Source organism: Mesorhizobium erdmanii (assembly GCF_013170725.1).
In the GTDB taxonomy this organism is placed as follows: Bacteria; Pseudomonadota; Alphaproteobacteria; order Rhizobiales; family Rhizobiaceae; genus Mesorhizobium; species Mesorhizobium erdmanii.
Genome location: NZ_CP033361.1, coordinates 2,034,544 through 2,059,393, shown reverse-complemented (window position 1 = coordinate 2,059,393; position 24,850 = coordinate 2,034,544). Strand labels below are relative to the sequence as shown.

Sequence of the window (24,850 nt, the reverse complement as noted above, 5' to 3'; positions counted from 1 at the left end):
TGCCTGCGTGTTAGGATATCTGCCTATTTCTTTTTGCAAGCGGAGGAAGGGCTCCATTTTTCACAATTCTGAAACATGCTATCGGTAAGCGGAGCGTCTCCCGTAGCTTCTCCTGAAGCCCCTAGTGCGTCTCCCGTAACTTCACCCAAAGCCCCTAGTGTCCCTGAGCTATCTTTAGGTGCTTTCTCAGGTTGGCTGCATCCCGCGTAGCGGTACACGTTGGAGGGGGCGAGTTCCTCATTCTCCTCAGGGGTAAAGCCGCCTAGCAAGTCCACAGCAAGGCCTCCGTATTTACCTCTGTCGAGCGCGTTCCAATCCGACAAATAAACGTTCTCTCTAAGTGAGGGAATGACAATCATCTCCAGAGATGATTCCTGTGTTTCAACTGTCTCGTATGGCAGCTCAACGGAACCTTTCGACTTCAAAGGAAGGATAATATAGCAGATCGAAATTCCATTTGAGCAGGTAGCCTCGCCATGTGCGACCCAAACAGCCTTGCCATGTCTATATTCCGTTAGTTTGACTGTACCGAAATACCCACCGACGAATTGAAGCTCTTGTTCGGAATTCTTGTCGTTAGCCTCTTTGACGAGAGACCGGTAAAGTCGCGAATTAAGTTCACAATCCGCTTTAGCGTCTGCAGTACCGCATGCCGAAAGCAGCGCAATGCAAACAGTCACCAATCCTAGCCCACGCATCCGTTTTGCCCTACTCGGAAAGATGGAGGTTGCAGACGATTTTTATCAAGGACCATTAATTTTTCAGTGCCTTAACATCCGGCAGCGCAACGTATAGCTCTTGCACCGCCAAGGTAAAATGCGCTAACGGGTGATTTTCGCAGTAATTGAGCAGAAATGCCATTTGCCCTTGAATGGTCACGTCTCCCAGACTCTTAATTGGCTGACCTTGGGCAATTTTATGAGCTTTATTTACCACCCGATCCATGTTCATGCCGCTCATGTAACCTTGAGCCCAAGCCAGCACGACGGCGCCGCCATCGTTACCAAACGCCGGGTGCAGCTGGAGGATCTCCGCGCAAGTTGACGTACCTTCCCCCATCAAGCCAAATTCCGTCGCGTATGAGTGGCTACCGAAAATCAATAGGGCGCCCAGGGCAATCGCGAACCTCACACCCATTCCTCCCACACTCGGACCGTCCCATCATTTGGCTGATCGCTCCAGAAGCAGTAATCGATCTCACGCCCGGATAGCGAACTCGGCTTTTGTTTAATATATCGAGGTGCGCATTTTGAGCAACCGGGTTCGTTTCCGGCATGGACCTACGGGACGTGCTCGCTATAAATTTGCGCCGCTTGAGGCATGCCAAGGAGCTGTCTCAGGACGATCTCGCTTATGAGGCGGAAGTCAGCCGGAGCTACCTGAGCCAGATCGAGAAGGGTAAGTACTACGCTAGCCTCAAGATCATCGAAAAGCTTGCGGGCGTGCTTGAGGTTGAGGCCTGGGAGCTTCTGAAGCTACCGGGAGAGTGACGTAAAGAACCTCCTGCACCGGTGTGGTAGCAGGTGAGGCTTGCATTCTGCTGCTCAACGGCTGGGCTTGGACTCACGGAAAGCCGAAGGACCAGCTATAAAGGCGTGCTACGCAACGCTAATTTTGATACTTACGGATGACAAATCGATTTTCGTTTGGATCACTGCATGTATCTCTTACCTGAAGCGTGTTGTTTCCGATATATGTGACGCATGAATTTGGATGACCTGCCCATTGAATGACAATATCACTCAGATTTGGATTGCTGTCGATTTTTTCCAGCGAGCTATTTAGGGTATTTATATTCGCCTGAAGGCAGGCAATGCGCTTCTTTGCGGAACCTTGACTGCAGTCCTTCAATTGCACTGCAGAAGCACCGGTTACGCCGCTTATAAGTAGGCCGATTGCTAACGGTATTGATTTACGCATTTCCCCCTCCATCTTGAGCGCAGCCGCAAGCTATCTTCGCCAAGTGAAACCGACAATATACATTTCCGTGATATTTGAAATATTCCGCACTACAACAATGGTCGGAATAGCTGAAATTTGCCGACGTATACTCTCCACGACAGCTTTGGCGGAGGCTCTGCACGGTCTCCCCTGCCCTAGCGGATGGACCCCCGAGAGCAACGGCGACTGATGTCAGAGCAACAGCCTGTACCTTGAAGCCGAGACGCATCACTGCCGCCCCTATCCGAGTCTTATGCACTCTACCGATGATAGACAGGAGGTTCCAGTCTCGACCTATGCCGACGGACATCATCCCGCCGGGAAGGCTATTGCACTTTTGCAAGGTTGTTGGGGAGGGTTGGCGGGCTGCCCCCTTACCGACGCGCTAAAAGTGGCTTCGAGCGCCCTGTTTAATGCGTAACAAAAAATCTCTCGTATGGCCTTGAAGGCTGATTTTTCTGGTGCTAGTTAATAACCTGAAAGTTGTGGTGCTGAAGGGTTTTGCCTTAAAGCAGGAATCCGCAGCTTGCGGTGGTGCCGCTTAGTGGAAACCCATTTGTGGTGGGAAATTCCATTTTGGACCGGATGATAATCCTTTCTCTGGTTTGTTGCCCACTCTCAGAACAATAGTCAGCAATTTTTTTCCTATGCTTAAGCACGCGGGCAGATGGCCGCTGTTTATTGTTAATTTCGTGCGTGCATTTTTGAAGAGAATGAAAATGAGTGAGAAGAGAACTGACGAAACTACCAATGGCCAGAATGAACTGCTCCAACGGTGTGGAGGACTTGAGAGACAAACCAACATCATCGAAATCATGGGACAGGAGACAAAAGCCCTCGGATTCGCGGGAAACACAAAACTGCCTCAGCTTGTGTACCTCACACTGCTAACCGGGATGCTTGATCGTCCTGTTTCACTCCTAATCAAAGGACCGTCGGGAGCAGGAAAATCGTTCAGCCTGAAAACGGGGAAATACTTCATCCCTAAAGCTGCGTACGAAGAGTTTGAGGGAATGTCGGAGAAGGCGATTGTCTACCTCCAGAACCTGTCGCTAATAAACCGCCACCTGATAATCGGAGAAGCCTCGGGGATGGCCGATGGGGCCGGAAGAACGCTCCTAAGGCAGCTACTCAGCGAGGGCAAGGTTCGATATGCCACCGTCGAAAGCACGGACAGCGGTCTAAAGGGATCCGAGCTGCCCACCCTGAAAGGCCCTTGCGGGCTGATCATGACAACCACCGCAGTTGGCATCCATCCTGAAGATGAGAACCGCATGCTGTCAGTGAACATGAAGGAATCTCCCGACCAGATCGGAGCGGCTTTGATTGCCCAGGCCGAAGGCATCATCAAACCAGTGAGTGAGCCGAATACCGGCCCTTGGTTCGCGCTATATGAGTACATGCAAACGTTGCCTAAGACTGTCAAAATTCCTTTTGCGAGGGAGATCGCGGTCAGAATGCCCCAGACGCATGACAAAGTTAAAAGGGATTTTCCCCAAATCCTGTCACTCATCAGGGCGTCTGCACTCCTGCACTCCTGTACGAGAGATAAGGACGAGGATGGGGACGTGATCGCAACACTCGACGACTACCGGATCGTCTACGACTCAGCCAACGAAGCAGTGTCACAGGGATTGGCAAAAAGCGTCCCTGAAAGCATCCGCACTTTGGTTGAAGCGGTAGGCAGAAAGCCATATGAAGGGCTCAGCGTCACCCTCTTGGCCGAAAAGCTCGGACGCGACATCTCCGTGATCAGCCGAACCGCAAAGAAGGCTGTTGACGAGGGCTATCTCATAGACACGAATCCCGGTCAGGGCAGAATTTCCAAGCTGACTGTCGGAGACAGGAAGTTACCTTCTGGGTCAGCCATGCCGAGTCCTGAAGAGATCTCGCGAGTTGAGATCAAAGCGCTAGCGATGCGTTCCGCATAGTTCAAAAATCCATGCAAAAGTGCAAAAGTAGCCTGTGTAAACCTTGCGATTTCTATCGCCAATTCGAACTAGGTTTGATGCATATAGACAAAGGTTTACAAATAATTTGACCAAAATTTGGGGGTGTTGATCTACAGTCATCCGTTACCCCCCAGAGGCTCCTCCAGGCCCCCTGAAACAAAGGTTTACAAATTCTCGGGATGGGATTGTGGGGAGCGAACGCCTACCCTTTTAAAGGACAGTACTCGGTGAAGATCACTCCTCCGTCGTCACTCACCTGAAATACCGAAATACCTAGGTACTCGAGTGCTGGTTGCAGCCGCCGAAGGTGCTTGTCAAACCAGTAGGAAGACGGGATGCCAATGGCAAAGCGCTCCCCCGGAATGTCTTTCTGAAACCGCCATCCGGCAGTCATGGAGAACGCTGCACCGACTCTTCCCCACGAGGCGTTGGAATTGTCTAATCCTGAACGCGCGCCGCCCTTTGCCTCAATCAACCAACGCTCACCTGTGGCGTCACGTCTGGCAACGATATCATAACCGCGCGCCCCGGCTACGATGGCTTCGACCTCCGAAAAACCGCTTTCTTTTAGCCATGCCTCAATCGCGTCAACTACACCCTGTTCGCCCAGCGGCATATCAATCCCTCTCTCCCACAGATTGGAACTCGTAGAGGACTGGCGTGCGATTCGTCTAGGCTGCAACCGTCCCGGAATTGGCGCCAAGTGTCGGAATTGCGTTGGATCGATGCTGCTAGGCGTGTTCAAAAAACCCCACGCGAGTTCGGCCTCCCTAGTGCTTGATTTTCACCGCCTTCAAAGAGTCAAGATTGCTGTTCAAAAAAGGGATGTTTTCTGAACGCGGAGGCATCTGTGAAACGCGCAGCTTTATATCTCAGAGTCAGCACCAAAGAGCAGACTACCGAGAACCAGAGGATTGAGTTGGAGAGGGTCGCTAGCGCCAAAGGCTGGTCGATCACCGCCAATTACCAGGACGAAGGAATCAGCGGCGCCAAAGGACGAGACAAGCGCCCTAGTTATGACAGCATGCTAAAAGACGCTATTAGGGCGAAATTCGATGTCGTTATGGCTTGGGACGTGTCCCGGCTTGGACGGAGCCTGATCGGATTGGTTCAGGCCTTGGACGATCTTCATACAAATGGCGTGGACCTTTACCTCCATCAGCAGGCAATTGACACGACGACACCCTCTGGCAAAGCCATGTTTCAAATGACGGGTGTCTTTGCCGAGTTTGAACGCGCGATGATCCGGGAAAGAGTCAAAGCCGGCTTGGAGCGGGTAAAAGGCAAGGGCCTCAAGCTCGGGAGACCACCGCTCCGAATCGACCTACTAGATATCAAGCGAGACACTGCGAACGGAATGTCCGTCAGACAAATCGCCAAGAAATATAACATCTCAACCGGGAGCGCCTTTTCGCTTATCCAGAAAGCATGAATGGCTTGCAGTTCCTAATCTTTTTTCGCAATTCTCCTAGAAAGCCTCAGTTCATCAAGCCTCTGCGCAACCTCAGTTAGTTTACGAGATCGCTTCTCCCCTGTTAGGCCGAGAATGTTAACGTTTAACTCCGCAATTAGACGCCTAAAAGGAGCAACGTATTTCGACTCCATGCCAAATCTCAGAAAGCTATCTCGCAGCTTCCACATCATTGACTCCAACAAGGAATTACTTGACTTGTTGTCACGCGCAAAAGCCTCGACGTCTTTCAAGAAATCCTTCGACCTCATGTCAACCAACATCGACACTCTAATGAAGTCAGAAAATCCCGTGACCTCCAGTGACCTAACCAAGTCAGACAACTTTCCGGATGCTAGGTACATTCTGGAGTACGTGCTAACAAAACCGGGTACATTGGCGACAATTGTACGGATAACGCGAGGATCAGCTAGCCGCCTCACCCCAAAATTAAATTCGTAAGTCCCAATCTTGACTATTCCATTCTCAAACAGAAGGCCCACCACCTGGAATGACAGGCTTGCCACGATACCCCAACCGACCATTATTTGCTGTAGATGTTTCTCCTTTACCTCCTTCGACAGTCGATCCGAGTTCTTTATGCAGACGCTATAGCAGGCAAGAATCTTCACCCATCTGATTAACAAGTTAGTCTTTTCGGGTCGTTTGAAGCTTTGAATAAATTGTGTCGGTTTGTCTTTTCTGCCTTCAACTTTACCATCACGTTGCTCTTCGTCTCCACCTTCACTGTCTGTGACCACACGGTCAGTCAACATCGACATGAATTCGTTGAGATTTTTCGTCTTAGGAAGCTTAAGATCAGCAGCCGCCTCAATGCTCAACAGTGGCCCAAATTCCTTCTCGATTTCCTGCGATACTCTGAGGTATTCGCCGCTTATGAAGGCCAACGCCTCTTCATCTTTTCGATTAATACCAAAATAAATGTCAAGTTCGGGTACGAAATCGAAAATTCTCTCTTCATCAAATACGTATTTCCGGAAATCTACTTCTAGCTCGATCTGCTTAGCAACCAAATAATTGAACACCATCCGATATCTGAAATAGACCCGAGCATTATTTTCCTCAAATATGTTCTTGTCGCAAAAAAACTTCACTATATCGGTAGCTTGACGAGATATCCCTTTCTCAGAATAATAGTGCCGAATTACCGTGTGAAGCTCGTCAGGTGTAAACGAGTCGATATTCCCCCTAACAAGCTTCTCCGCAATGCATGCCAGTAGAGAAACCTGTTCACTATAATCAAAATCACCCTGAAATACGACCGAAGTAACGCCCTTCTCAAGAGTCACTTCAATGAAATTTTCCGTCACCGCAGCCGCGTTTATGGGCGCATAACTTTTCCTCTCTCGTAAGATTGTCAGATACATCGCCACGATAGGACCAGAGAGAGGTATGCCTATGTTCCTAAATTTTGAAATAATATCGTCAACGATCAAATTTTTATCTATGTTGTCAGGGAGACCAAATCTCTTAACGATTGCGCGGACTTCACCGCGATCAAGTGGATAAAGTACCCAAGAGCGATAGCCGAATGGCAAATCTAGGTTAGTTCTAGCATTGGTGCTTTGCGCTGCAAACGGCGACTTTGCACATATTACGAACCTCGCCTTTGGCAGCAATTGATGCGCGGTCTGGAGCCAGGCTACATGTTGCTTGTCGTTTGGGCTATAGTTGTCGACCAACAAGACAAAGGGCTGATCCTCAATACGAGCGCTCCAGCCAAAAAGCGGATCATCAGCTTCGGGGAGAGCCGATTTCACGACACCTTTGACAGCGCTTGGATACGGTTTGCATTCGCGAATGTCGATAAAGATGGGGATTCTAGGCTTGGAACACTCATCCGCTCGCTGACAAAACTGAATGGCAAGATAGGCCAAAAGGCTAGTGGCGCCCGTCTCTGACGGAAGGTGGCAACAGACGTTGTCGTCAATCTCGAGAAAGTCGGCCTCCCGACGAAAAACCTCCAAGGCAGCGCCGCTCGGTCCATCCTTAGATGGATCGACTTCAGCCAAGGTTGGGAAAACATACGTATCCAGAAGGGACTGATCCGAAATCCCCACATTGTAGTTGTCGAGGTAGTACTTAGAAATAGGCCCAGACAAATGGTCAACTAGCTTCTGGTTTGTGTACGATGGCTTCCTGTCGTACCAATACTTTTTTGACAAATCACTATCAAAAAATTCACCTCTGCGCCCCACGTTAGTTGCTTCGTCGAACATCGACCGTTCATCATAATAAGATCTATAGGTGGCTCTGAGATTTCTCGCCTCTTCCTCAATATACGAATATCCTTTGAAATTATCATCTTTGGCGTAGAGAGCCCCTGATTGCAACCTGATTAGCGAGCTGTCGGCGGTTACCAGAGTCGTCGGTCTCGGGTTATGGACATGGCCGAACAAATATAAATGCGATTTGTTCTGAACCTCCCTTTCAATTAACTTAGCATGCGGCTCATTCAAATCAGACAGTGGGAAATGCCCTGTCAATATATCACAATGCCCTGACTGAACTTCGAGAAGCGCTTTAGATAAGGCACTCGCAGGAAAGAACAACTTTCCTCGATCAGCTTTTGAACCGCCTAAGCTACATGAGAAGGCCATGTTCAGTGAGATAGCTACTTGCCCGCCAACTTCATAAACTTTGTAAAAAGGATTATCCCACGGCTGTTCCAAGTACTCGGAAAATTCGAAGAACTGCTCGCAAATGGTTTTGGCATAATCATCTAGTTTTCCGTCTCCATACAACCCATCAATTGACGCTGGGTCATCGCGCATCTTTTCAAGCCCATCTCTAAAAATACTGTTTGCCTTCAGGCTGGTAAAGCTAACATCATGGTTACCTGGACAAAGTATTATATTTTTGGGTGAAATCGACGTTATCTGCTGCAGTGGGTCGATGAACCTCTCAATAACATCGAGGTACACATTCTTTTCGTCCGGATTGTTGACAATATCTCCAGAGAAGACCATTGCAGTTGGCTTCTCATCTTGCGAAAATACCTCTTGCAGGTCTTTGAAGAAGGCGTCCCTTAGGTAGAGGTTCTGTGTTGCATTTTTGTCCGAATAGTGCAGATCGCTGATATGCAATACATTTGATTTCATGATTCTTCTCCGCCTGAAAAGAGACTAGCTTCTCGGGTTAAGAAGCGCAATGAGAAGGCACGTTTGGGCGGGCATCGCCGACTATTGCCCTTGGCCGTATCCACGAGCCGCAAATGGCACCAGATTAACGTGACGCGCTTTTTTTGTTCTCCCGCTCAGTCGGAGCCTGCGATGTCGGCCCGGCCCGGTCACACTCCGGTCACAACGAAAGGCGCAAACCTGCTCTTTTTTGTTGAGGATTGCGTGTAGCCGAGAAAGATCGTAGACTGCGCAAGCAGCTGAATTTATTCAGTCTTTCGACAGGAGCGAACGCGAGTTCAGCGGGAGAGCACTGCATTGACATTGCAGGGGTCACAGGTTCAATCCCTGTCACGCCCACCATTCGAACCCAGACAATCTGATTTTCAGCCGCTGAGCCGTGGCTGCTCAATCAAGAGCCCTACGGCCAGGACGTCATCAGCCGGCCAAGGCGCCATTTTATTCTCGCAAGGCCGGATTTCGGTTTCTTGCCCAACCGCACACGCCGTTTGATTCTCCTGAAGATTCGGTTTGCCGGCTCCATCGTCACCAGCTTCCCAGCCATCTCGACCGCCGCCTTCCTGTCTCCCAAAACTTCAAGAAGGATGTAGGCCGAGCATGCCATGGCGTAGGGATGGCCGGCCCGTGCCGCCGCGAAGAACACCTCGAAATCCCTCACCATTGTAAGCTGATCGCCGACCCGATCGACCAGGATATCCATCATCGGCAAGGGAATCTTGGTGCGAACCCGGGACTGGCTTGTCATCAGGGATTTCAGGATGGCATCGCCGGCCGGATAATTGCCCTCGCGAAAATGAGCCGCTGCCATCTTCAGGTCATAGGCGTCGTTTTCCGGGTCCAGTGCTTGGGCTTTTTCCAGCAACGCCCTTGCCCGCGCCGGACTGATCTCGTCTTCCAGCGACAGGAACGACCACTGATAGCCGAAGGCGGCTTCGAGAGGATGGTAGTCGGCTTGATGCGCCTTCAATTCCTCCACGATGATTTCCGCCGCGCGCGGCTTGCTGAACAGCGCGCTGGCGCCCACGCACGGGACCTCACCCATGACGGACGCGACCGCCGCGTAGATGCTGTTGCCGGCGTGAATCTGCTGGCACCTTGCCATCAGCGCCATCTCGAAGAATGCGCTGAGGGCCTCCTCGCCCCTGAAGTCCGCCACGCCGAAGTCATCGGTCCGCAGCGCTCCGGTTTGTGCGCTGATATAATCGACCGTCGCTCGATCCTGGCCGACAAGCAGCGTCGTCAGGCCTTTCGACGAGAGTTCCGACACGATCGCCTTGGCCAGGGTCGACGGGATGACCTTGTCGGCGAAGACCAGTCTTCTGCGGTGACGGCCGTAGACGATGTCGCCACTGCGAAGATGCAAAGCGGCCATCGGGCCGGGAAAGCGGCATTTGTCGGCGGCATCCAGCGCCTGCCGCACGGCCGGCGCGAACCCGAAGGCCCGCAGCGTTTCGGATCGAGCCGGCGGGACACCCTCGTCACGAAAGAAATCGAGGACATCGAAGTCGTCGCAGATCCAACCGCGCAGCTTTCCCCCTCTTGCAACCGCCTCCAGGTCCGACGGCACGAACGCCGTCCCGCCAAGGACGCCGAAGTCGGCAGCCTTGATTGTCTCGCCCAGCCAATGCTTCTCGATGAAGTCGGCGGAGAATATCTTCCCGACCACATCGACGGTATGGGATTCCTGGTCGACGATATCCCTGCTGTTCCAGGTAAAGCCAAAACGATAGCCGAGCCGGTCTGCAAGGGACTTTGCGTTGGCCATCGCCAGCAGACGGCCACCCAACCCGTCTTCCCGGTTGACGACAATCAGCATCGATTTGTCGTCACCTGGCCCCGAGCCGGACCCCGCCTTTTTCCCGGACATCGCCTTCTTCAATGTGGCGGAGAAACCATGCATATGTCTGTTCCAGTTCATTGCGCAGTTCGAAGCGCCGACCGGGGGCTAGTGCATTTCGCCGTCTCACGGAAACGGCGAAACGCACTATCTCTTTGTTTTTACGCAATTCCGAACGAAAAACCGCTCACGCTTTTTCCTGGAATTGCTCTAGCCTCGCAAGAGCGAGCTGTCATTTGCCGCCGCGGCTGTCCGAACCGCCAGTTCGACGTCCCGGAACAGGCGGTTGGTGGGTTCCGCTTCGAGCGATAGCGTAGCCATTGCCAGGGCGTCCTCGATTCTGCCTGGAGCCGTGCGAAGGATATGGGCCGAGCATGCCGCGGCGTAGGGATGGCCCGCCTTGCCAGCGGCAAAGTAGAGTTCGAAGTCACCGGCCATCATCTGGCGGCGTGACGAAGGGTGCGTCAGAACCTGCAGAATCCGCATGGAATCCTCAACAAGGACATCGATTTCCTTGAGCATGAACGCTTTCAGAACGGCCTCGCCCTCTCGATAATTGCGTTCACGAAAATAGCCTGCAGCCAGCTTCAGCGCATAGGCGGGGTTTTGCGGATCGAGCGCGGCCGCCTTTTCGAGGATCTCCCTCGCCCGCGCCGGGGCAATGCTGTTTTCCGTCAGCACGAAAGCCGCCTGGTAACCGAACGCCGCCTCCAGCGGATGGTAATCGGACTGCCGCGCCTTCAATTCGTCCAGGATGGCTGTCGCCGTTCCGCGTTCGCCGAACACGGCTTTCGGCCTGATAACCCGGATGCCGCCCATCACCGACGCGATCGTCGCGAATACACTGCTTCCCGCGTGGATTTGCCGGCACCGAGCCATCAATGCCATTTCGAAAAACGCCTTGAATGTCTCGTCTTCAAACTGACTGGCGCCGAAATCGTCGGTGACGAAGGCTCCGGTCTCCGATTTCAGATAGTCGAGCGTCGCTCGGTCCTGGCCGATCATCAGCGTCGCCAGGCCTCTCGACGCCAGTTTCATCACGATCGCCTTGGCCAGCGGCGCGGGAATGACCTTGTCACAAAACTCCAGCTCCGAACGGTAGTGCCCGTGGACAATGTCGCCGCTGCGCAGGTGCAACGCGGCCATGGGCCGGGAAAACCGGGGCTTGCCGGCGGCGGCAATAGTTGCTCGCACCGGTTCGGAAAAGCCAAACGTGCCAAACGTCCGATGTCTCGATCGGGCCGACCTGTGGGCGGGCAGCATCGCCTTGAACAAGCCCTGCCGGTACGACTTCAGGATGCGGAAATTATTGCAGATCCAGCCCTCGTATCCGTTCCGACGGCCATCTGCCACCAGGCTGGACCGGGTGAACCGGGTAGCATCGAGGACGGCGAACCGGGCCGTGTCGATCTTTTCGCCCAGCCAGTGTTTTTCGATAAAATCGCCGGCAAAAACTTTGTCGACGGGATCGACGCTATGGAATTGCATGTCGATGGATCGCCGGTTCCAGGTGAAGCCGAAACGGCACCCCATTTCGTCGGCGAGGCATTTTGCATTGACCATGGCCAGCAGGCGCCCGCCAAGACCATCTGTCCTGGTCGCCGCCAATGTCTTCATGGAGAAATCGCTCAAGCGGCGTCAACTTTCAGGCGCTGTCAGCCGGACCTGACCGCCTTCGATATGCCGAAGGAACCAAGCATAGGTTTCGTCCAACCCGCTACGCAGCGAATGCCGGGGGCGCCATCCCATGCCAAACAGCCGCGAAACATCCAGCAACTTGCGCGGTGTGCCGTCCGGTTTGGCCGCATCGAACGTAATCTCCGCGTCCGCGCCAACGACGGAGGCGACCGTCCTGGCCAGCTCGGCGATGGTGATGTCCTGGCCCGAGCCGACATTGACATGACAATCATCGCTGTAGGTTTTCAGGAGGCAGACAAGGGCATCGGCGGCATCGTCGACATACAGAAACTCGCGCATCGGCCTGCCCGATCCCCAGACTTGCAAGGTCTTGTCACCGGCCTGCTTTGCTTCGTGCGCCTTGCGCATAAGTGCGGGTATGACGTGACTGGATTCAAGGTGGAAATTGTCACCTGGACCAAAGAGGTTGGTTGGCATCGCCGAGATGTAGTCGACGCCGTATTGACGCCGGTAGGCCTGGCAAAGTTTCAGCCCGGCGATCTTGGCGATCGCATACCATTCGTTCGTGGGTTCAAGCGGACCAGTCAGCAAGGCGTCCTCGGGAATCGGCTGCGGCGCCAGTTTTGGATAGATGCAGGAGGAGCCGAGGAACAGCAGTTTGCCCACTTCGGTGCGGAAGGCGGCCTCGATGAGATTGGTCTGGACGGTGACATTGTCATACAGGAAATCGGCCGGAAACCGATCATTCGCCAGGATACCGCCGACCTTGGCCGCGGCGATCACCACGGCATCCGGCCGACGGTCGCTCATCCAGCGCCGCACACCGGCCTGATCCAGGAGGTCGAGCTCAGCGCGTGGGGCGGTCAGGATCTCGCAATCCTCGCTCGCCAGCCGGCGCACCACGGCAGACCCCACCATGCCGCGATGCCCGGCCACGAAAACCCGCTTGCCTCTGAGGTCGAAGGTTTGGTCCACGGCTCAGCCTCTCACGAACCGCCGCCAGGCCTGCCATCGGCGTCGATATCTTCCAGATCGGCCCGCACCATCTCGGCCACCAGTTCCTTGAAACCGGTTGTATGCGACCAGCCGAGCTTGGCTTTTGCCTTGGATGCATCCCCGACAAGCAGATCAACGTCGGTCGGCCTAAAATAGCGCGGATCGATCCGCACCAGAACGGCTCCCGAGCTGGCGTCGGCGCCGATTTCGTCGACACCTTGCCCTTGCCAATGAACGGTCCGTCCGGTCTGGGCAAAGGCCAGTTCGACAAATTCGCGCACCGAATGTGCCTCGCCTGTTGCCAGCACGAAATCATCCGCTTCCTGATGCTGCAGTATACGCCACATGCCTTCGACATAGTCGCGCGCATGGCCCCAGTCGCGCTTGGCGTCGATATTGCCGAGGTAGAGCGCGTCCTGCTTGCCGCGATGAATGGAAGCAACCGCCCGCGTGATCTTGCGCGTCACGAAAGTCTCGCCGCGAACCGGGCTCTCATGATTGAACAGGATGCCATTGGATGCGAAAATGCCGTAGGCCTCGCGATAGTTGACCGTCGTCCAATAGGCATAAAGCTTGGCGGCTGCGTAAGGCGACCGGGGACGGAATGGCGTCGTCTCATGCTGTGGGACCTCGAAGGGATTGCCGTAAAGTTCCGAGGTCGAGGCCTGGTAGAAACGCACCTTTTGTTCCAGGCGCAGGATACGGATCGCCTCAAGCAGCCTAAGCGTTCCCAGTGCATCGGCATTGGCCGTGTATTCAGGTGTCTCGAAACTCACCTGGACGTGGCTCTGGGCGCCGAGATTGTAGATCTCGTCCGGCTGTGTCTCCTGCACCAGCCGGATCAGATTGGTGGCGTCCGTGAGATCGCCATAGTGCAGGAACAACCTGACACCGCCTTCATGCGGATCGACATAAATATCGTCGATGCGCTCGGTGTTGAACGAGGATGAACGGCGTTTGATGCCATGGACAACATAACCCTTCTGCAAGAGCAGTCGCGCCAGATAAGCCCCATCCTGACCGGTTACCCCGGTGATGAGCGCCACTTTGTCTGCCATTGCCCGTTGGTCCTCTGATCCTCCCAGACCGAAAGCAATACCGCAAATTCCCCGCGCGGGGGAATCTTCTGGCCATTTTTCGTTTGGATCAGACGCCGGCGACAGCACACAGGCTCTTCATCCGGGATATGGCAAGGTCGGGATCGGCCAGCAATCCCGCCTGGTCAGCAAGGCGGAAGATTTCGGCATAGTGGCGGATGCCGCGCGCCGACTGCATGCCGCCAACCATGGCGAAATGGTCCTGGTGGCCGTTCAGCCAGGCCATGAAGACGATGCCGGCCTTGTAGTATTCCGTCGGCGTCTCGAAGATTTTTCGCGACAGCGGCACCGTCGGCGCCATCAGCGCGTCATAGACGGCCTGATCGCCCTCTGCGAGCTTGGCCAGGGCAGCGTTGGCGACCGGGGCTATGGCGTCGAAAATGCCGAGCAGGGCGTGCGAGTGCCTCTTGCCGTCTCCAGCGATCAACTCGGGATAGTTGAAGTCGTCACCGGTGAACATCACCACGCCATCCGGCAGCCGGTTTCGGAGCGCGACCTCCTTGCCGGCATCGAGCAACGATATCTTTATGCCTTCGACCTTGTTCGCGTGGCGTTCGATGATGGCGACCACAGTATCGAGCGCGGTCTCGAAATCGTCGCTGCCCCAATAACCCTTCAACGCTGGGTCGAACATGTCGCCCAGCCAGTGCAGGATGACTTTTCCGGACGCCTGGCTTAGCATACGGTCGTAGACGCGCGCATAATCATCCGGCCCCTTCGCCACCGCCGCCAGCGCGCGGCTGGCCATCATGATCGCCTTGCCGCCCTCTCCCTCGATGAAAGCGAACTGCTCCTCATAGGCCGCTATCACATCATGCAGCGACTGGACCGACGCCGGCTCCAGATGGTCTGTTCCCACACCCGAGGCGAGATCGGCACCTTCGACGGTGCGGGATTCGGCGATCGACCTGCGGATCAACTCCCGGGCGCTTGTCCAGTCGAAACCCATGCCGCGCTGCGACGTGTCCATCGCCTCGGCGATGCGGAAACCAAGCCGCCACAAATGATGACGGAACGCCATCGTCCTGTCCCAGTCGACCACCGGCCGCGACCATGGATCGGTCATTTCGAAGGGATCGGCAACGACATGCGCGGCGGCATAGGCAATGCGTGAAAACCGCGCGCCGATGTCAGGCCGCACCGGTTGTCCGACGACCGTGTAACGGGTGATGCGGCCACCCTCATCAGGTAAGGCAATGTCCATCGATCGCTCCCTTTTCAGCGCCTATAAATGGAACGTTCCAATAAATCAAGAACCTTTAAGATCCGAAGTCGACCGCCGATGAATGCTGCGATGCAGCACAGAAAGCCTTTGATGGCATGTCATTGGACCACCTACGATCGTATCTCCCTATAGAGGAAAAACCCGATTGACTCATCCATGGCGCAGGGATTAGAACGTTCCAATAGATTTTGCAGAAACCGGGAGGAGATATCTGGATGGCCAGCCGGGCCAAGGCGACGATCTTCGACATCGCCCGCGAGGCTGGCGTGTCCAAATCGACGGTATCGCTCGTGCTCCAGGGCAGCGGGCTGATCCGGCCTGAGACCGCGGTCAAGGTGCGCAAGGCGATCGAGGATGTCGGCTATGTCTACAACCGCGGCGCCGCCAATCTGCGCAAGGCCCATTCCAACGTCATCGGCATGGTCATCAACGATCTCACCAATCCGTTCTTCGCCGAACTGGCGGTCGGCATGGAGCGCGTCTTCCAGTCGGCCGGTATCGTGCCTTTCATCGCCAATACGGCGGAAAATCCGGTGCGCCAGGAAGAGGTGCTGAAATCGCTGATGGAGCAAGGCGTCGCCGGCCTCATCGTCTCGCCAGCGCGCGGCACGATGCCAAGCGCTTTCCGCCGGCTGGAGATGGCGGGCGTGCCGGTCGTCTTTGCCATGCGGCGCCTGCCTGAAAGCCGTGTCCCGGTGATCGCGCCGGACAATCATCGCGGCGCCTATCTTGCCGCTGCCCATCTCATCGGCAAAGGGCATCGACGGCTCGCCTTCTTCGGCGGCTCTTCGGATCTCGTGGTCTACCAAGAGAGGCTCGGTGGTTTTCGCGAAGCCTGCGAGACGCAGGGCATCGCCGCCCGCGATGTGCTCGTGATCGAAGGCGAAACCAGCCGCAGAGGCGGCCTCGCTTGCCTTGAAGCCGCTCTTGCGATGGCCGAACCACCGACCGCGGCGCTTTGCTTCAACGATGCCGTCGCTTTCGGCGTGATGCTAGCGTTGCGCAAGCGCAGGCTTGAACCGGGTGCGGATTTCGCCGTGGTCGGCTTCGACGACGTGGTCGAGGCCGAGCACTACATGCCGGCGCTGACCAGCGTCGCGGTCGACACGGCCGGCCTCGGCGAGCGCGCCGCCCATGTCATGCTGAAGATGATCCAGTCGCGCACGACGCGCGCCGAAGACCATATCGGCGCGGTCAACCTCGTGGTCAGGGAAAGCTGCGGTCCGGACCGCCGCACGCGAAACAGGCCCGCGGGAACGGGAGGCGTCGCGTGAGTGTCAAATGGGGGCTGATCGGCGCCAGCGCGATCGCCAGGCAATTCATGATCAACGCCATTCGTGCGCAGGCCGATGGCAAGATCGCCGCGGTGATGAGTTCCAGCCCGGAGCGGGCCCAGGCGTATGCCGTGGAAAACAACATTCCGCTTGCGGTCTCGACGCTTGATGAACTCCTTGGTGAGGATGTCGACGCCGTCTACATCTCGACCACCAACGAATTGCATCTCGAACAGGCGCTTGCCGCCATCGAAGCGGGAAAGCATGTGCTGTGCGAGAAGCCGCTGGCGCTGGCCAGTGCCGACGCCCGCAGGATGGTCGCGGCCGCCAGGGACGCGGGCATCGTGCTCGGCACCAACCATCATCTGCGCAACGCCGGCGCCCATCGCGCCATGCGTGAGGCCGTCGCGGCCGGCCGCATCGGCAGGCCGATCGCGGCGCGCGTCTTCCATTCCGTCTATCTGCCGGAGAATCTGCAGGGCTGGCGCATCACCAAGCCGGAAGCAGGCGGCGGTGTTGTACTCGACATAACCGTGCACGATGCCGACACGCTGCGCTTCGTACTTGGTGACGATCCAGTCGAGGTCTCGGCCTTCACACAAGCCGCCGGCATGGCCGGCGGCGGCCTGGAAGACGGCGCCATGTGCATATGGCGCTTCAAGTCCGGCCTCATCGCCCAGTCGCATGAAGGTTTCACCACCAAATTCGCCGGCACCGGCTTCGAAGTGCATGGTTCGCAAGGCTCGTTGATCGCCAGCGACGTGATGACCCAGAGGCCGGGCGGCTTGGTGCTGTTGCGCACTGCCGAGGGCGAAGAGCAATTGAGCTTCGACCACGAGGATCTCTACGTCAGATCCGTGCGCCAATTCCATGCCGCGATCCACGGCGGGGGCCAACCTGCCGCCACCGGCGAGGACGGCGTCTGGTCGCTGGCCTCGGCCGAGGCAGCGCTTCAATCGGCCAACTCCGGCAAAGCCGTCAAGATCGACCCGAAACTCGGGAGCATGAAGTGAGCAAGGTCGTTTCCGCAACGCAGGCAGCCAGCCTGATCAAGGACGGCATGACGGTATCCGTGTCGTCGTCGAGTGGGCTTGGCTGTCCGGACGCCGTGCTGGCCGCCATCGGCGAACGCTTCGACAGCGAAGGCCATCCGAAGAATATCACCACGCTGCACCCCATCGCCGCCGGCGACATGTATGGCATCAAGGGCATCGATCATCTCGCCAAGCCCGGCCTGTTGAAGCGCACGCTGTGCGGCTCCTATCCATCCGGCCCCTCCTCGTCCGAGCCGCCGCAAATATGGAAGATGATCGGCGACAATTCGGTCGCCGCCTACAACGTGCCGTCCGGCATCCTCTTCGACATGCACCGCGAGGCCGCCGCCAAGCGGCCAGGCGTGCTGACCAAGGTCGGCCTCGATACGTTTGCCGATCCGCGTCATCAGGGCTGCGCCATGAACGACGCCGCAAACGAGCCCATCGTCTCGGTGCAGCAATTCGATGGCGAGGAATGGCTCTATTTCCGCTCGATCGTGCCGCAGGTTTCGATTATCCGCGCCACCACATCAGACGAGCGCGGCAACCTCACTTATGAACATGAAGGCGCCTATCTCGGCGGCCTCGAACAGGCGCTCGCCGCCCGCAACAATGGCGGCATCGTCATCGCGCAGGTCAAGCGCGTCGTCGAGAACGGCACGCTGAAGCCGCATGACGTGCGCGTGCCGGGCGTGCTGGTTGATCACATCGTGGTTGCGCCTGACCAGTTGCAGACGACGCTGACGCCTTACGACCCGGCGATTTCGGGCGAGATCTTCCGGCCGCTGTCGACCTTCCGCAACGCCGAGATGAACGTCCAGAAGGTGATCGCGCGCCGCGTCGCCATGGAATTGCGCGACGGCATGGCCGTCAACATCGGCTTCGGCATCTCGGCCAATGTGCCGCGCATCCTTCTGGAAGAAGGCCAGCACGGCAAGGTCACCTGGGTGATCGAACAGGGCGCGGTCGGCGGCGTGCCGCTGCTCGACTTCAAGTTCGGCTGCGCCTCCAATGCCGAAGCGATTATGCCCTCGCCGCACCAGTTCATCTATTTCCAGGCAGGCGGCTTCGACGCCTCGCTGCTATCGTTCCTGCAGATCGACCGCCACGGCTCGGTCAACGTCTCGAAACTGTCGGCGCGGCCGCATGTCACCGCCGGCGCCGGCGGCTTCGTCGACATCACATCGCGGGCGAAGAAGATCGTCTTCTCGGGCTTCTTCAATGCCGGCGCAAAACTCTCGCTGGCCGAGGGCGGCATCCGCATCGACCAGGAGGGCAAGGTCAAGAAGGTAGTCAACGAGGTCGAGCACATCTCCTTCTCCGGCAAGCGTGCGGTCGCGCAAGGGCAGGACATCACTTATGTCACCGAGCGCTGCGTGATGAAGCTGACGCCGGACGGTTTGATGGTGACGGAACTGGCGCCCGGCATCGACCTCGAGCGCGATGTGCTGGCGCAGTCCGAGATTCCGCTCGGCGTCGCCAACGACCTCAAGGTGACGCCGGCGGCGCTCTATCAGGACCGTCCGATTGGCCTGTCGCTCAATGGCGGCGCCTCGCTCGGAGGCGCGCATGGCTGAGCGTCTCGTCACCTTCGAAAAGGAGGGCGCCATCGGCGTCGTCTCCTTGCGCCGGCCAGAGAAATTCAACGCGCTCGATATCCCGATGCTGCGCGCGCTGGAGACCGCGCTTGATGAGGCGGAGATGGCCGACGGCGTCCGCGTCGTGCTGCTGCGCGGCGAAGGCAAGGGCTTTTGCGCCGGCGGCGACGTCGAGGCCTGGGGCGCCATGAGCGCCGCCGATTTCCAGGTGCAATGGGTACGATATGGCCATCGTGTCTTCGACCGGCTGGCGCGGCTCAGGCAACCGACCATAGCCGTGCTGTCCGGCCATGCGCTGGGCGGCGGCCTGGAACTGGCGGTCGCCTGCGATTTCCGGGTCGCCGAAACACACATCAAGCTCGGTTTCCCCGAAACTTCGATCGGCGTCGTCCCCGGCTGGTCCGGCACGCAGCGCGCGGTGCGTCGCTTCGGTGCGCAAACGGTGCGCCGCATGGCACTGGGTGGTGAAATACTTCTCGCTCCCGAAGCGCTGGCCCTTGGCGTGGTGGACCGGGTGGCCGAAACGGGTAACGGCTTGGTCGAAGCCACGGCCTGGGCCGAAAAGATCGCAGAACGCGGCCCGCTGGCGACGGAAGCCGCCAAACTGATGATCGCGGTTGCCGAAGGCGAGGAAAGTGCGGCGGCAACGGAAGCGCTCGCCAGCGGGTTCATCGCATTGACCGGCGATCTCAAGGCTGGCGTCGACGCCTTCAAGACCAGGCAGAAGCCGGCATTTTCAAGAACCTAGAGAAGACAATCCTGATGAACGCACCTCTCAACATCGCCATGCCCGCCGAGGCATCAGCCGCGCCAAAGACCTATCGGCTGCTGATCGACGGCAAGCATGTCGATGCCCGCGACGGCCGCACGATTGCGCGCAACAGCCCCGGCCATGGGTTTACCGTTTCGCGCTATGCGCAGGCCGGCGAGGCCGAAGTGGAAGCGGCCGTGCAGGCCGCGCACAAGGCGTTCGAGACCGGCCCATGGCCACGCATGAAGGCCTCCGAACGCGCCGCCGTCCTTTTCAAGGCGGCCGACCTGATCGAGGCGCAACTGGAACAGATCGCCCGGCTCGACGCCCTGGAATCCGGCAAGCCGATCGCCCAGGCGCGCGGCGAGATCGGCGGCGCCGTCGACATCTGGCGCTATGCCGCCTCGCTTGCCCGCACACTGCATGGCGAGAGCTATGCCAATCTCGGCGATGCCATGCTGGGCGTGGTCGTGCGCGAACCGATCGGCGTCGTTTCGATCATCACGCCGTGGAATTTCCCGTTCCTCATCGTCAGCCAGAAACTGCCTTTCGCCCTCGCCGCCGGCTGCACGGCTGTGGTCAAGCCGAGCGAAATGACCTCGGCCTCGACCTTTGTCCTTGGCGACATCCTGATGCAGGCCGGGCTGCCAGCGGGCGTCGTCAACATCCTCGCGGGCCTGGGCGCCGATGTCGGCGCGCCGATGGTCAGCCATCCCCTGGTCGAGATGGTGTCGTTCACCGGCTCGACCCGCGTCGGCAAGATGACCATGGCGTCCGCCGCGCAGTCGCTGAAGAAGGTCTCGATGGAACTCGGCGGCAAGAACGGCCAGATCGTCTTCCCCGATGCCGACCTCGAAGCGGCCGCCGACGCGGCCGTGTTCGGCGGCTTCTTCAATGCGGGCGAATGCTGCAATGCCGGCAGCCGGCTGATCGTGCATGAAGCGATCGCGGACGATTTTCTCAGCGCCGTCAAGGCGCTCACCGCCAAGGTAAAAGTCGGCGATCCACTCCACGACAGCACCAAGGTCGGCGCGATGATTTCGTCCGACCATCTGGCCAAGGTGACCGGTTACGTCACGGCAGCCGCGAGCGGCGGCAGCAATGTCTACAGCGGCGGCAAGCAATTGGCCTCCAATGCCGGCCAATACCTCGATCCAACCATCATCCGCGGCGTCACCGAGGATATGGCCGTCGCACGCGAGGAAGTGTTCGGACCGGTGCTCTCCGTGCTCACTTTTGAAACGATTGAAAAGGCGTTGCACATCGCCAACAACACGCCCTATGGTCTGTCGGCGGGTGTGTGGAGCGCCAGCATCGACACTTGCATGTCGGTGGCGCGCGGGGTGCGCTCGGGGACGGTTTGGGTGAACACATTCATGGAAGGTTATCCCGAGCTGCCTTTCGGAGGCTACAAGCAGTCCGGTCTCGGACGCGAACTCGGCAAACGCGCCGTCGAGGATTATACCGAGGAAAAGACAATCCAGTTTCATCGCGGCCAGCGCACCGGTTGGTGGGTTGGCTGAGTTGGGAAGAACCCGGTGGCCTGCCACCGGTCGTGTAATGCAACAAGGGAGGAAGTACATGTTGCGCAAACTGCTTATCGGAACGGCTCTCGCGACGAGCTTTGCGTTCTCAGCGCATGCTGCGGACGTCAAGGAAGTGCAGATGCTGCATTGGTGGACGTCGGGCGGCGAAGCGGCTGCTCTCAACGTCCTCAAGGGCGATCTGGCCAAGGAAGGCTATGCCTGGAAGGACGTGCCGGTGGCCGGCGGTGGCGGCGACGCTGCCATGACCGCGCTGAAGGCGATGGTCGCGGCCGGCAATTACCCGACCGCGTCGCAGATGCTTGGCTACACCGTGCTCGACTATGCGGCTGCCGGCGTCATGGGCGACCTGACCGAGACGGCGAAGAAGGAAGGCTGGGACAAGTCGGTTCCGGCCGCCCTGCAGAAATTCTCGGTCTATGACGGCAAGTGGGTCGCGGCTCCGGTCAACGTCCACTCGGTCAACTGGCTGTGGATCAACAAGGCCGTCATGGACAAGATCGGCGGCACTGAGCCGAAGACCTTCGACGACTTCGTTGCCCTGCTCGACAAGGCCAAGGCAGCAGGCGTGATCCCGCTCGCTCTCGGCGGCCAGAACTGGCAGGAAGCCACCATGTTCGACTCGGTCGTGCTGTCGACCGGCGGACCTGAGTTCTACAAGAAGGCCTTCAACGACCTCGACGACGCTTCGCTCAAGTCGGACACGATGAAGAAGTCGTTCGACAACCTCGCCAAGCTCGTCACTTATGTCGACCCGAACTTCTCGGGCCGTGACTGGAACCTTGCCACGGCCATGGTCATCAAGGGCGATGCCCTGGTGCAGGTCATGGGCGACTGGGCCAAGGGTGAATTCCACGCCGCCAAGAAGACCCCGGGCACGGACTTCCTGTGCTATCGCTTCCCGGGCACCGATGGCTCCGTGATCTACAACTCCGACATGTTCGGCATGTTCAACGTTCCGGATGACCGCAAGGCCGCCCAGGTCGCACTGGCCACCGCCACACTGTCGAAGAGCTTCCAGTCGGCCTTCAACGTCGTCAAGGGTTCGGTTCCGGCCCGTACCGACGTTCCCGACACCGACTTCGACGCTTGCGGCAAGAAGGGCATCGCCGATTTGAAGGCAGCCAACGAAGGCGGCACGCTGTTCGGCTCGCTCGCCCAGGGCTATGGCGCGCCCCCGGCGGTCGCCAATGCCTACAAGGACGTCGTTTCGAAGTTCGTCCATGGCCAGATCAAGACCTCGGACGAAGCCGTGACCGAACTGGTCAAGGCGATCGACGACGCCAAGTAAGCGCCACCTGAAGACACCTTCCCCGCTTCGGCGGGGGAGGTTCTATCTCAACGATTGGCCGGCCTGAACATCATGCCGACCAAGGACCCGTATGCATGGGCCGCCTTGCCGCCTGACGGCAGAGCACGGACGACCCGAAGCGGGAGGAGCTCATGAGCACGGTAGCAACAACCCAGATCAAGCTGACGCCGGAGCGGTCGCGCCCCACCGTGCGTGCGCGCTTGCAGGACGCCTTGCCGAAGATCGTGCTGGCGCCGAGCTTCGCCATCACCATCGTCTTCGTCTACGGCTTCATCCTGTGGACGATCTATCTGTCCTTCACCAATTCCAAGACCTTTCCGTCCTATGTCATAACCGGGTCGCGCGCCTATCAGCGGCTGTGGGGCTGGACCTTCGACACCGACCCGCCGTCGAGCTGGTACACGTCGATCACCAATATGGGCATTTTCGGCTTTCTCTACATCCTGATCTGCCTGGCGCTCGGCCTGTTCCTGGCCATCCTGCTTGATCAGAAAATCCGCGGCGAAGGCGTGCTGCGGCCGATCTACCTCTATCCCATGGCGCTGTCCTTCATCGTCACCGGCGTCGCCTGGAAATGGTTCCTCGATCCCGGCCTCGGCCTCGAACAGACCCTGCATCAATGGGGCTGGACGAGCTTCCACTTCGACTGGATCAAGAACAAGGATTTCGTCATCTACACGGTGGTCATCGCCGGTGTCTGGCAGGCCTCCGGCTTCATCATGGCGATGTTCCTGGCCGGCCTGCGCGGCATTGACGGCGAGATCATGAAGGCGGCGCAGATCGACGGCGCCACCACCTTCCAGCTCTATCGCCGCATCGTCATTCCGCTGCTGCGGCCGATCTTCTTGTCGGCCTTCATCGTGCTCGCCCACCTCGCCATCAAGTCGTACGATCTGGTGGTGGCGCTGACCAGCGGTGGACCGGGCGGCTCGGCCTGGCTTCCGTCCAACTTCATGTATGAATACACCTTCAAGCGCAACGAGATGGCCGTCGGCTCGGCCAGTGCCGTGATCATGCTGATGACCATCGTCGCCATCATCGTGCCCTATCTCTATTCGGAACTCAGGGAGAAGCCGCGATGAGCGCTATCGCCACCCCTGCCCGCCAAACCGCGTCCCGGCAAAACTCCGGCGGCCTCAGCACCAAGACCATCAACCGCATCGTCATCTACGGGCTTTTGGCGCTGTTCGCCCTGTTCTACCTGATGCCGCTGTTCGTCATGCTGGTCACCTCGTTCAAGACCATGGACGAGATCCAGAACGGCAACATGCTGGCACTGCCCAAGGCGCCGACCTTCGACCCGTGGCTGAAGGCCTGGGGCGAGACCTGCGTCGGCCTCACCTGCGCCGGCATCAAGGGCTATTTCTGGAACTCCATCAAGATGGTGGTTCCGGCCGTGCTGATCTCGACCATGCTCGGCGCGCTCAACGGCTACGTGCTGACCAAATGGCGTTTTCGCGGCGCGACGCTGGTGTTCGGCCTGATGCTGTTCGCCTGCTTCATCCCGTTCCAGTCGGTGCTGCTGCCGATGGCGACCATCCTCGGCAGCCTCGGCCGTTTCGGCGTCTCACTGCAGAACTCGGTCGGCACCAGCTTCGGCCTCGGCAATCCGACGGTCAATCTGGTCTTCGTCCACGTCGTCTACGGCATCGGCTTCACCACCTTGTTCTTCCGCAACTATTACGAAGCCTTCCCGAACGAGCTGATCAAGGCAGCACAAGTCGACGGCGCCTCCTTCTTCCAGATCTTCCGCCGCATCATGCTGCCGAACTCGATGCCGATCTTCGTCGTCACCGTCATCTACCAGTTCACCAACATCTGGAACGACTTCCTGTTCGCCTCGGCCTATGCCGGCACCGGCGACGCCATGCCGATGACCGTGGCGCTCAACAACGTCGTCAACACTTCGACCGGCGTCGTCGAATACAACGTCAACATGGCGGCCGCGATGATCGCGGCGCTGCCCACCCTGATCGTCTATGTCGTCGCCGGGCGCTATTTCGTGCGCGGGCTGATGGCGGGCGCGGTCAAAGGCTGACC

General features: G+C 57.8%; 21 protein-coding genes. 11 read left to right on the top strand and 10 right to left on the bottom strand.

The genetic code is table 11. The annotated features are described in order from the left end of the window. Window positions 1-23 precede the first annotated feature (23 nt). Window positions 24-698 carry a hypothetical protein gene (locus EB233_RS09945; protein WP_155765453.1) on the bottom strand — a complete coding sequence of 225 codons (675 nt, stop codon included), beginning with the start codon at window positions 696-698 and terminating at the stop codon, window positions 24-26. 55 nt (window positions 699-753) lie between these two features. Further along, the gene (locus tag EB233_RS09940; RefSeq protein WP_171892219.1) at window positions 754-1,131 is read right to left on the bottom strand and encodes a hypothetical protein; all 378 of its coding nucleotides are present in this window, start codon (window positions 1,129-1,131) and stop codon (window positions 754-756) included. 143 nt (window positions 1,132-1,274) lie between these two features. Here EB233_RS09940 and EB233_RS09935 point away from each other — a divergent pair, with 143 nt between their 5' ends. Then, window positions 1,275-1,490: a helix-turn-helix domain-containing protein gene (locus EB233_RS09935; protein ID WP_064992099.1), complete on the top strand. Its 216-nt coding sequence runs from the start codon at window positions 1,275-1,277 to the stop codon at window positions 1,488-1,490. Window positions 1,491-1,608: 118 nt separating this feature from the next. On the opposite strand, the gene EB233_RS09930 is transcribed toward EB233_RS09935, so the two are convergent. Beyond that, window positions 1,609-1,920, bottom strand: a complete 312-nt coding sequence (locus tag EB233_RS09930; RefSeq protein WP_155765452.1) for a hypothetical protein — start codon at window positions 1,918-1,920, stop codon at window positions 1,609-1,611. Window positions 1,921-2,660: 740 nt separating this feature from the next. On the opposite strand from EB233_RS09930, the gene EB233_RS09925 reads away from it, so the two are divergent. After that, window positions 2,661-3,872, top strand: a complete 1,212-nt coding sequence (locus tag EB233_RS09925; protein WP_155765451.1) for a hypothetical protein — start codon at window positions 2,661-2,663, stop codon at window positions 3,870-3,872. Window positions 3,873-4,095: 223 nt separating this feature from the next. On the opposite strand, the gene EB233_RS09920 is transcribed toward EB233_RS09925, so the two are convergent. Next, a complete protein-coding gene (locus EB233_RS09920; RefSeq protein WP_064992097.1) occupies window positions 4,096-4,509 on the bottom strand; it encodes a hypothetical protein in 414 nt (137 codons plus the stop codon). Window positions 4,510-4,743: 234 nt separating this feature from the next. Here EB233_RS09920 and EB233_RS09915 point away from each other — a divergent pair, with 234 nt between their 5' ends. Next, on the top strand, window positions 4,744-5,325 hold the full coding sequence (locus tag EB233_RS09915) for a recombinase family protein (protein ID WP_064992096.1): 582 nt from the start codon (window positions 4,744-4,746) through the stop codon (window positions 5,323-5,325). Between the two features lie 14 nt (window positions 5,326-5,339). On the opposite strand, the gene EB233_RS09910 is transcribed toward EB233_RS09915, so the two are convergent. The 6 genes from EB233_RS09910 to EB233_RS09885 form a co-directional block, all read right to left on the bottom strand. Next, complete coding sequence (locus EB233_RS09910; RefSeq protein ID WP_081294343.1) at window positions 5,340-8,465, bottom strand: metallophosphoesterase; 3,126 nt, start codon at window positions 8,463-8,465, stop codon at window positions 5,340-5,342. A gap of 439 nt (window positions 8,466-8,904) precedes the next feature. Continuing rightward, a complete protein-coding gene (locus EB233_RS09905) occupies window positions 8,905-10,422 on the bottom strand; it encodes a hypothetical protein (RefSeq protein ID WP_244277825.1) in 1,518 nt (505 codons plus the stop codon). A gap of 129 nt (window positions 10,423-10,551) precedes the next feature. After that, a complete protein-coding gene (locus tag EB233_RS09900; RefSeq protein WP_064992094.1) occupies window positions 10,552-11,958 on the bottom strand; it encodes a hypothetical protein in 1,407 nt (468 codons plus the stop codon). Window positions 11,959-11,979: 21 nt separating this feature from the next. Further along, a complete protein-coding gene (locus tag EB233_RS09895) occupies window positions 11,980-12,897 on the bottom strand; it encodes a GDP-L-fucose synthase family protein (protein ID WP_064992128.1) in 918 nt (305 codons plus the stop codon). A 68-nt stretch (window positions 12,898-12,965) separates the two neighbouring features. Beyond that, window positions 12,966-14,033: a GDP-mannose 4,6-dehydratase gene (gmd, locus tag EB233_RS09890; protein ID WP_064992093.1), complete on the bottom strand. Its 1,068-nt coding sequence runs from the start codon at window positions 14,031-14,033 to the stop codon at window positions 12,966-12,968. Window positions 14,034-14,121: 88 nt separating this feature from the next. Then, window positions 14,122-15,276 carry a dihydrodipicolinate synthase family protein gene (locus EB233_RS09885; protein ID WP_064992092.1) on the bottom strand — a complete coding sequence of 385 codons (1,155 nt, stop codon included), beginning with the start codon at window positions 15,274-15,276 and terminating at the stop codon, window positions 14,122-14,124. Window positions 15,277-15,512: 236 nt separating this feature from the next. Between EB233_RS09885 and EB233_RS09880 the strand changes: the two genes are divergently transcribed. From EB233_RS09880 to EB233_RS09845, 8 genes are all read left to right on the top strand, one after another. Further along, window positions 15,513-16,571, top strand: a complete 1,059-nt coding sequence (locus EB233_RS09880; protein WP_064992091.1) for a LacI family DNA-binding transcriptional regulator — start codon at window positions 15,513-15,515, stop codon at window positions 16,569-16,571. Beyond that, the gene (locus tag EB233_RS09875; RefSeq protein ID WP_081294341.1) at window positions 16,568-17,584 is read left to right on the top strand and encodes a Gfo/Idh/MocA family protein; all 1,017 of its coding nucleotides are present in this window, start codon (window positions 16,568-16,570) and stop codon (window positions 17,582-17,584) included. Before EB233_RS09880 ends, EB233_RS09875 begins: the two co-directional genes overlap by 4 nt. Continuing rightward, on the top strand, window positions 17,581-19,182 hold the full coding sequence (locus EB233_RS09870) for an acyl CoA:acetate/3-ketoacid CoA transferase (RefSeq protein ID WP_064992089.1): 1,602 nt from the start codon (window positions 17,581-17,583) through the stop codon (window positions 19,180-19,182). Before EB233_RS09875 ends, EB233_RS09870 begins: the two co-directional genes overlap by 4 nt. Next, the gene (locus tag EB233_RS09865; protein WP_064992127.1) at window positions 19,175-19,951 is read left to right on the top strand and encodes an enoyl-CoA hydratase/isomerase family protein; all 777 of its coding nucleotides are present in this window, start codon (window positions 19,175-19,177) and stop codon (window positions 19,949-19,951) included. Before EB233_RS09870 ends, EB233_RS09865 begins: the two co-directional genes overlap by 8 nt. Before the next feature lie 14 nt (window positions 19,952-19,965). After that, window positions 19,966-21,477 (top strand): aldehyde dehydrogenase family protein, encoded by a 1,512-nt coding sequence (locus EB233_RS09860; RefSeq protein ID WP_064992088.1) that lies wholly within the window; start codon window positions 19,966-19,968, stop codon window positions 21,475-21,477. 58 nt (window positions 21,478-21,535) lie between these two features. Further along, the gene (locus EB233_RS09855) at window positions 21,536-22,789 is read left to right on the top strand and encodes an ABC transporter substrate-binding protein (protein WP_064992087.1); all 1,254 of its coding nucleotides are present in this window, start codon (window positions 21,536-21,538) and stop codon (window positions 22,787-22,789) included. Window positions 22,790-22,941: 152 nt separating this feature from the next. Continuing rightward, complete coding sequence (locus EB233_RS09850) at window positions 22,942-23,892, top strand: carbohydrate ABC transporter permease (protein ID WP_027056730.1); 951 nt, start codon at window positions 22,942-22,944, stop codon at window positions 23,890-23,892. Beyond that, a complete protein-coding gene (locus EB233_RS09845; RefSeq protein WP_027056729.1) occupies window positions 23,889-24,848 on the top strand; it encodes a carbohydrate ABC transporter permease in 960 nt (319 codons plus the stop codon). Before EB233_RS09850 ends, EB233_RS09845 begins: the two co-directional genes overlap by 4 nt. The last annotated feature ends 2 nt before the right edge of the window (window positions 24,849-24,850 follow it).

Bases quoted from the DNA above. Each gene is read 5' to 3' on its own strand.
- EB233_RS09900 (WP_064992094.1), bottom strand. From the start codon at position 11,958: ATGAAGACATTGGCGGCGACCAGGACAGATGGTCTTGGCGGGCGCCTG.
- EB233_RS09930 (WP_155765452.1), bottom strand. From the start codon at position 1,920: ATGCGTAAATCAATACCGTTAGCAATCGGCCTACTTATAAGCGGCGTA.
- EB233_RS09945 (WP_155765453.1), bottom strand. From the start codon at position 698: ATGCGTGGGCTAGGATTGGTGACTGTTTGCATTGCGCTGCTTTCGGCA.
- EB233_RS09925 (WP_155765451.1), top strand. From the start codon at position 2,661: ATGAGTGAGAAGAGAACTGACGAAACTACCAATGGCCAGAATGAACTG.
- EB233_RS09920 (WP_064992097.1), bottom strand. From the start codon at position 4,509: ATGCCGCTGGGCGAACAGGGTGTAGTTGACGCGATTGAGGCATGGCTA.
- EB233_RS09880 (WP_064992091.1), top strand. From the start codon at position 15,513: ATGGCCAGCCGGGCCAAGGCGACGATCTTCGACATCGCCCGCGAGGCT.
- EB233_RS09910 (WP_081294343.1), bottom strand. From the start codon at position 8,465: ATGAAATCAAATGTATTGCATATCAGCGATCTGCACTATTCGGACAAA.
- EB233_RS09860 (WP_064992088.1), top strand. From the start codon at position 19,966: ATGAACGCACCTCTCAACATCGCCATGCCCGCCGAGGCATCAGCCGCG.
- EB233_RS09855 (WP_064992087.1), top strand. From the start codon at position 21,536: ATGTTGCGCAAACTGCTTATCGGAACGGCTCTCGCGACGAGCTTTGCG.
- EB233_RS09845 (WP_027056729.1), top strand. From the start codon at position 23,889: ATGAGCGCTATCGCCACCCCTGCCCGCCAAACCGCGTCCCGGCAAAAC.
- EB233_RS09865 (WP_064992127.1), top strand. From the start codon at position 19,175: ATGGCTGAGCGTCTCGTCACCTTCGAAAAGGAGGGCGCCATCGGCGTC.
- EB233_RS09935 (WP_064992099.1), top strand. From the start codon at position 1,275: ATGGACCTACGGGACGTGCTCGCTATAAATTTGCGCCGCTTGAGGCAT.
- EB233_RS09895 (WP_064992128.1), bottom strand. From the start codon at position 12,897: ATGGTGGGGTCTGCCGTGGTGCGCCGGCTGGCGAGCGAGGATTGCGAG.
- EB233_RS09905 (WP_244277825.1), bottom strand. From the start codon at position 10,422: ATGAACTGGAACAGACATATGCATGGTTTCTCCGCCACATTGAAGAAG.
- gmd (WP_064992093.1), bottom strand. From the start codon at position 14,033: ATGGCAGACAAAGTGGCGCTCATCACCGGGGTAACCGGTCAGGATGGG.
- EB233_RS09850 (WP_027056730.1), top strand. From the start codon at position 22,942: ATGAGCACGGTAGCAACAACCCAGATCAAGCTGACGCCGGAGCGGTCG.
- EB233_RS09885 (WP_064992092.1), bottom strand. From the start codon at position 15,276: ATGGACATTGCCTTACCTGATGAGGGTGGCCGCATCACCCGTTACACG.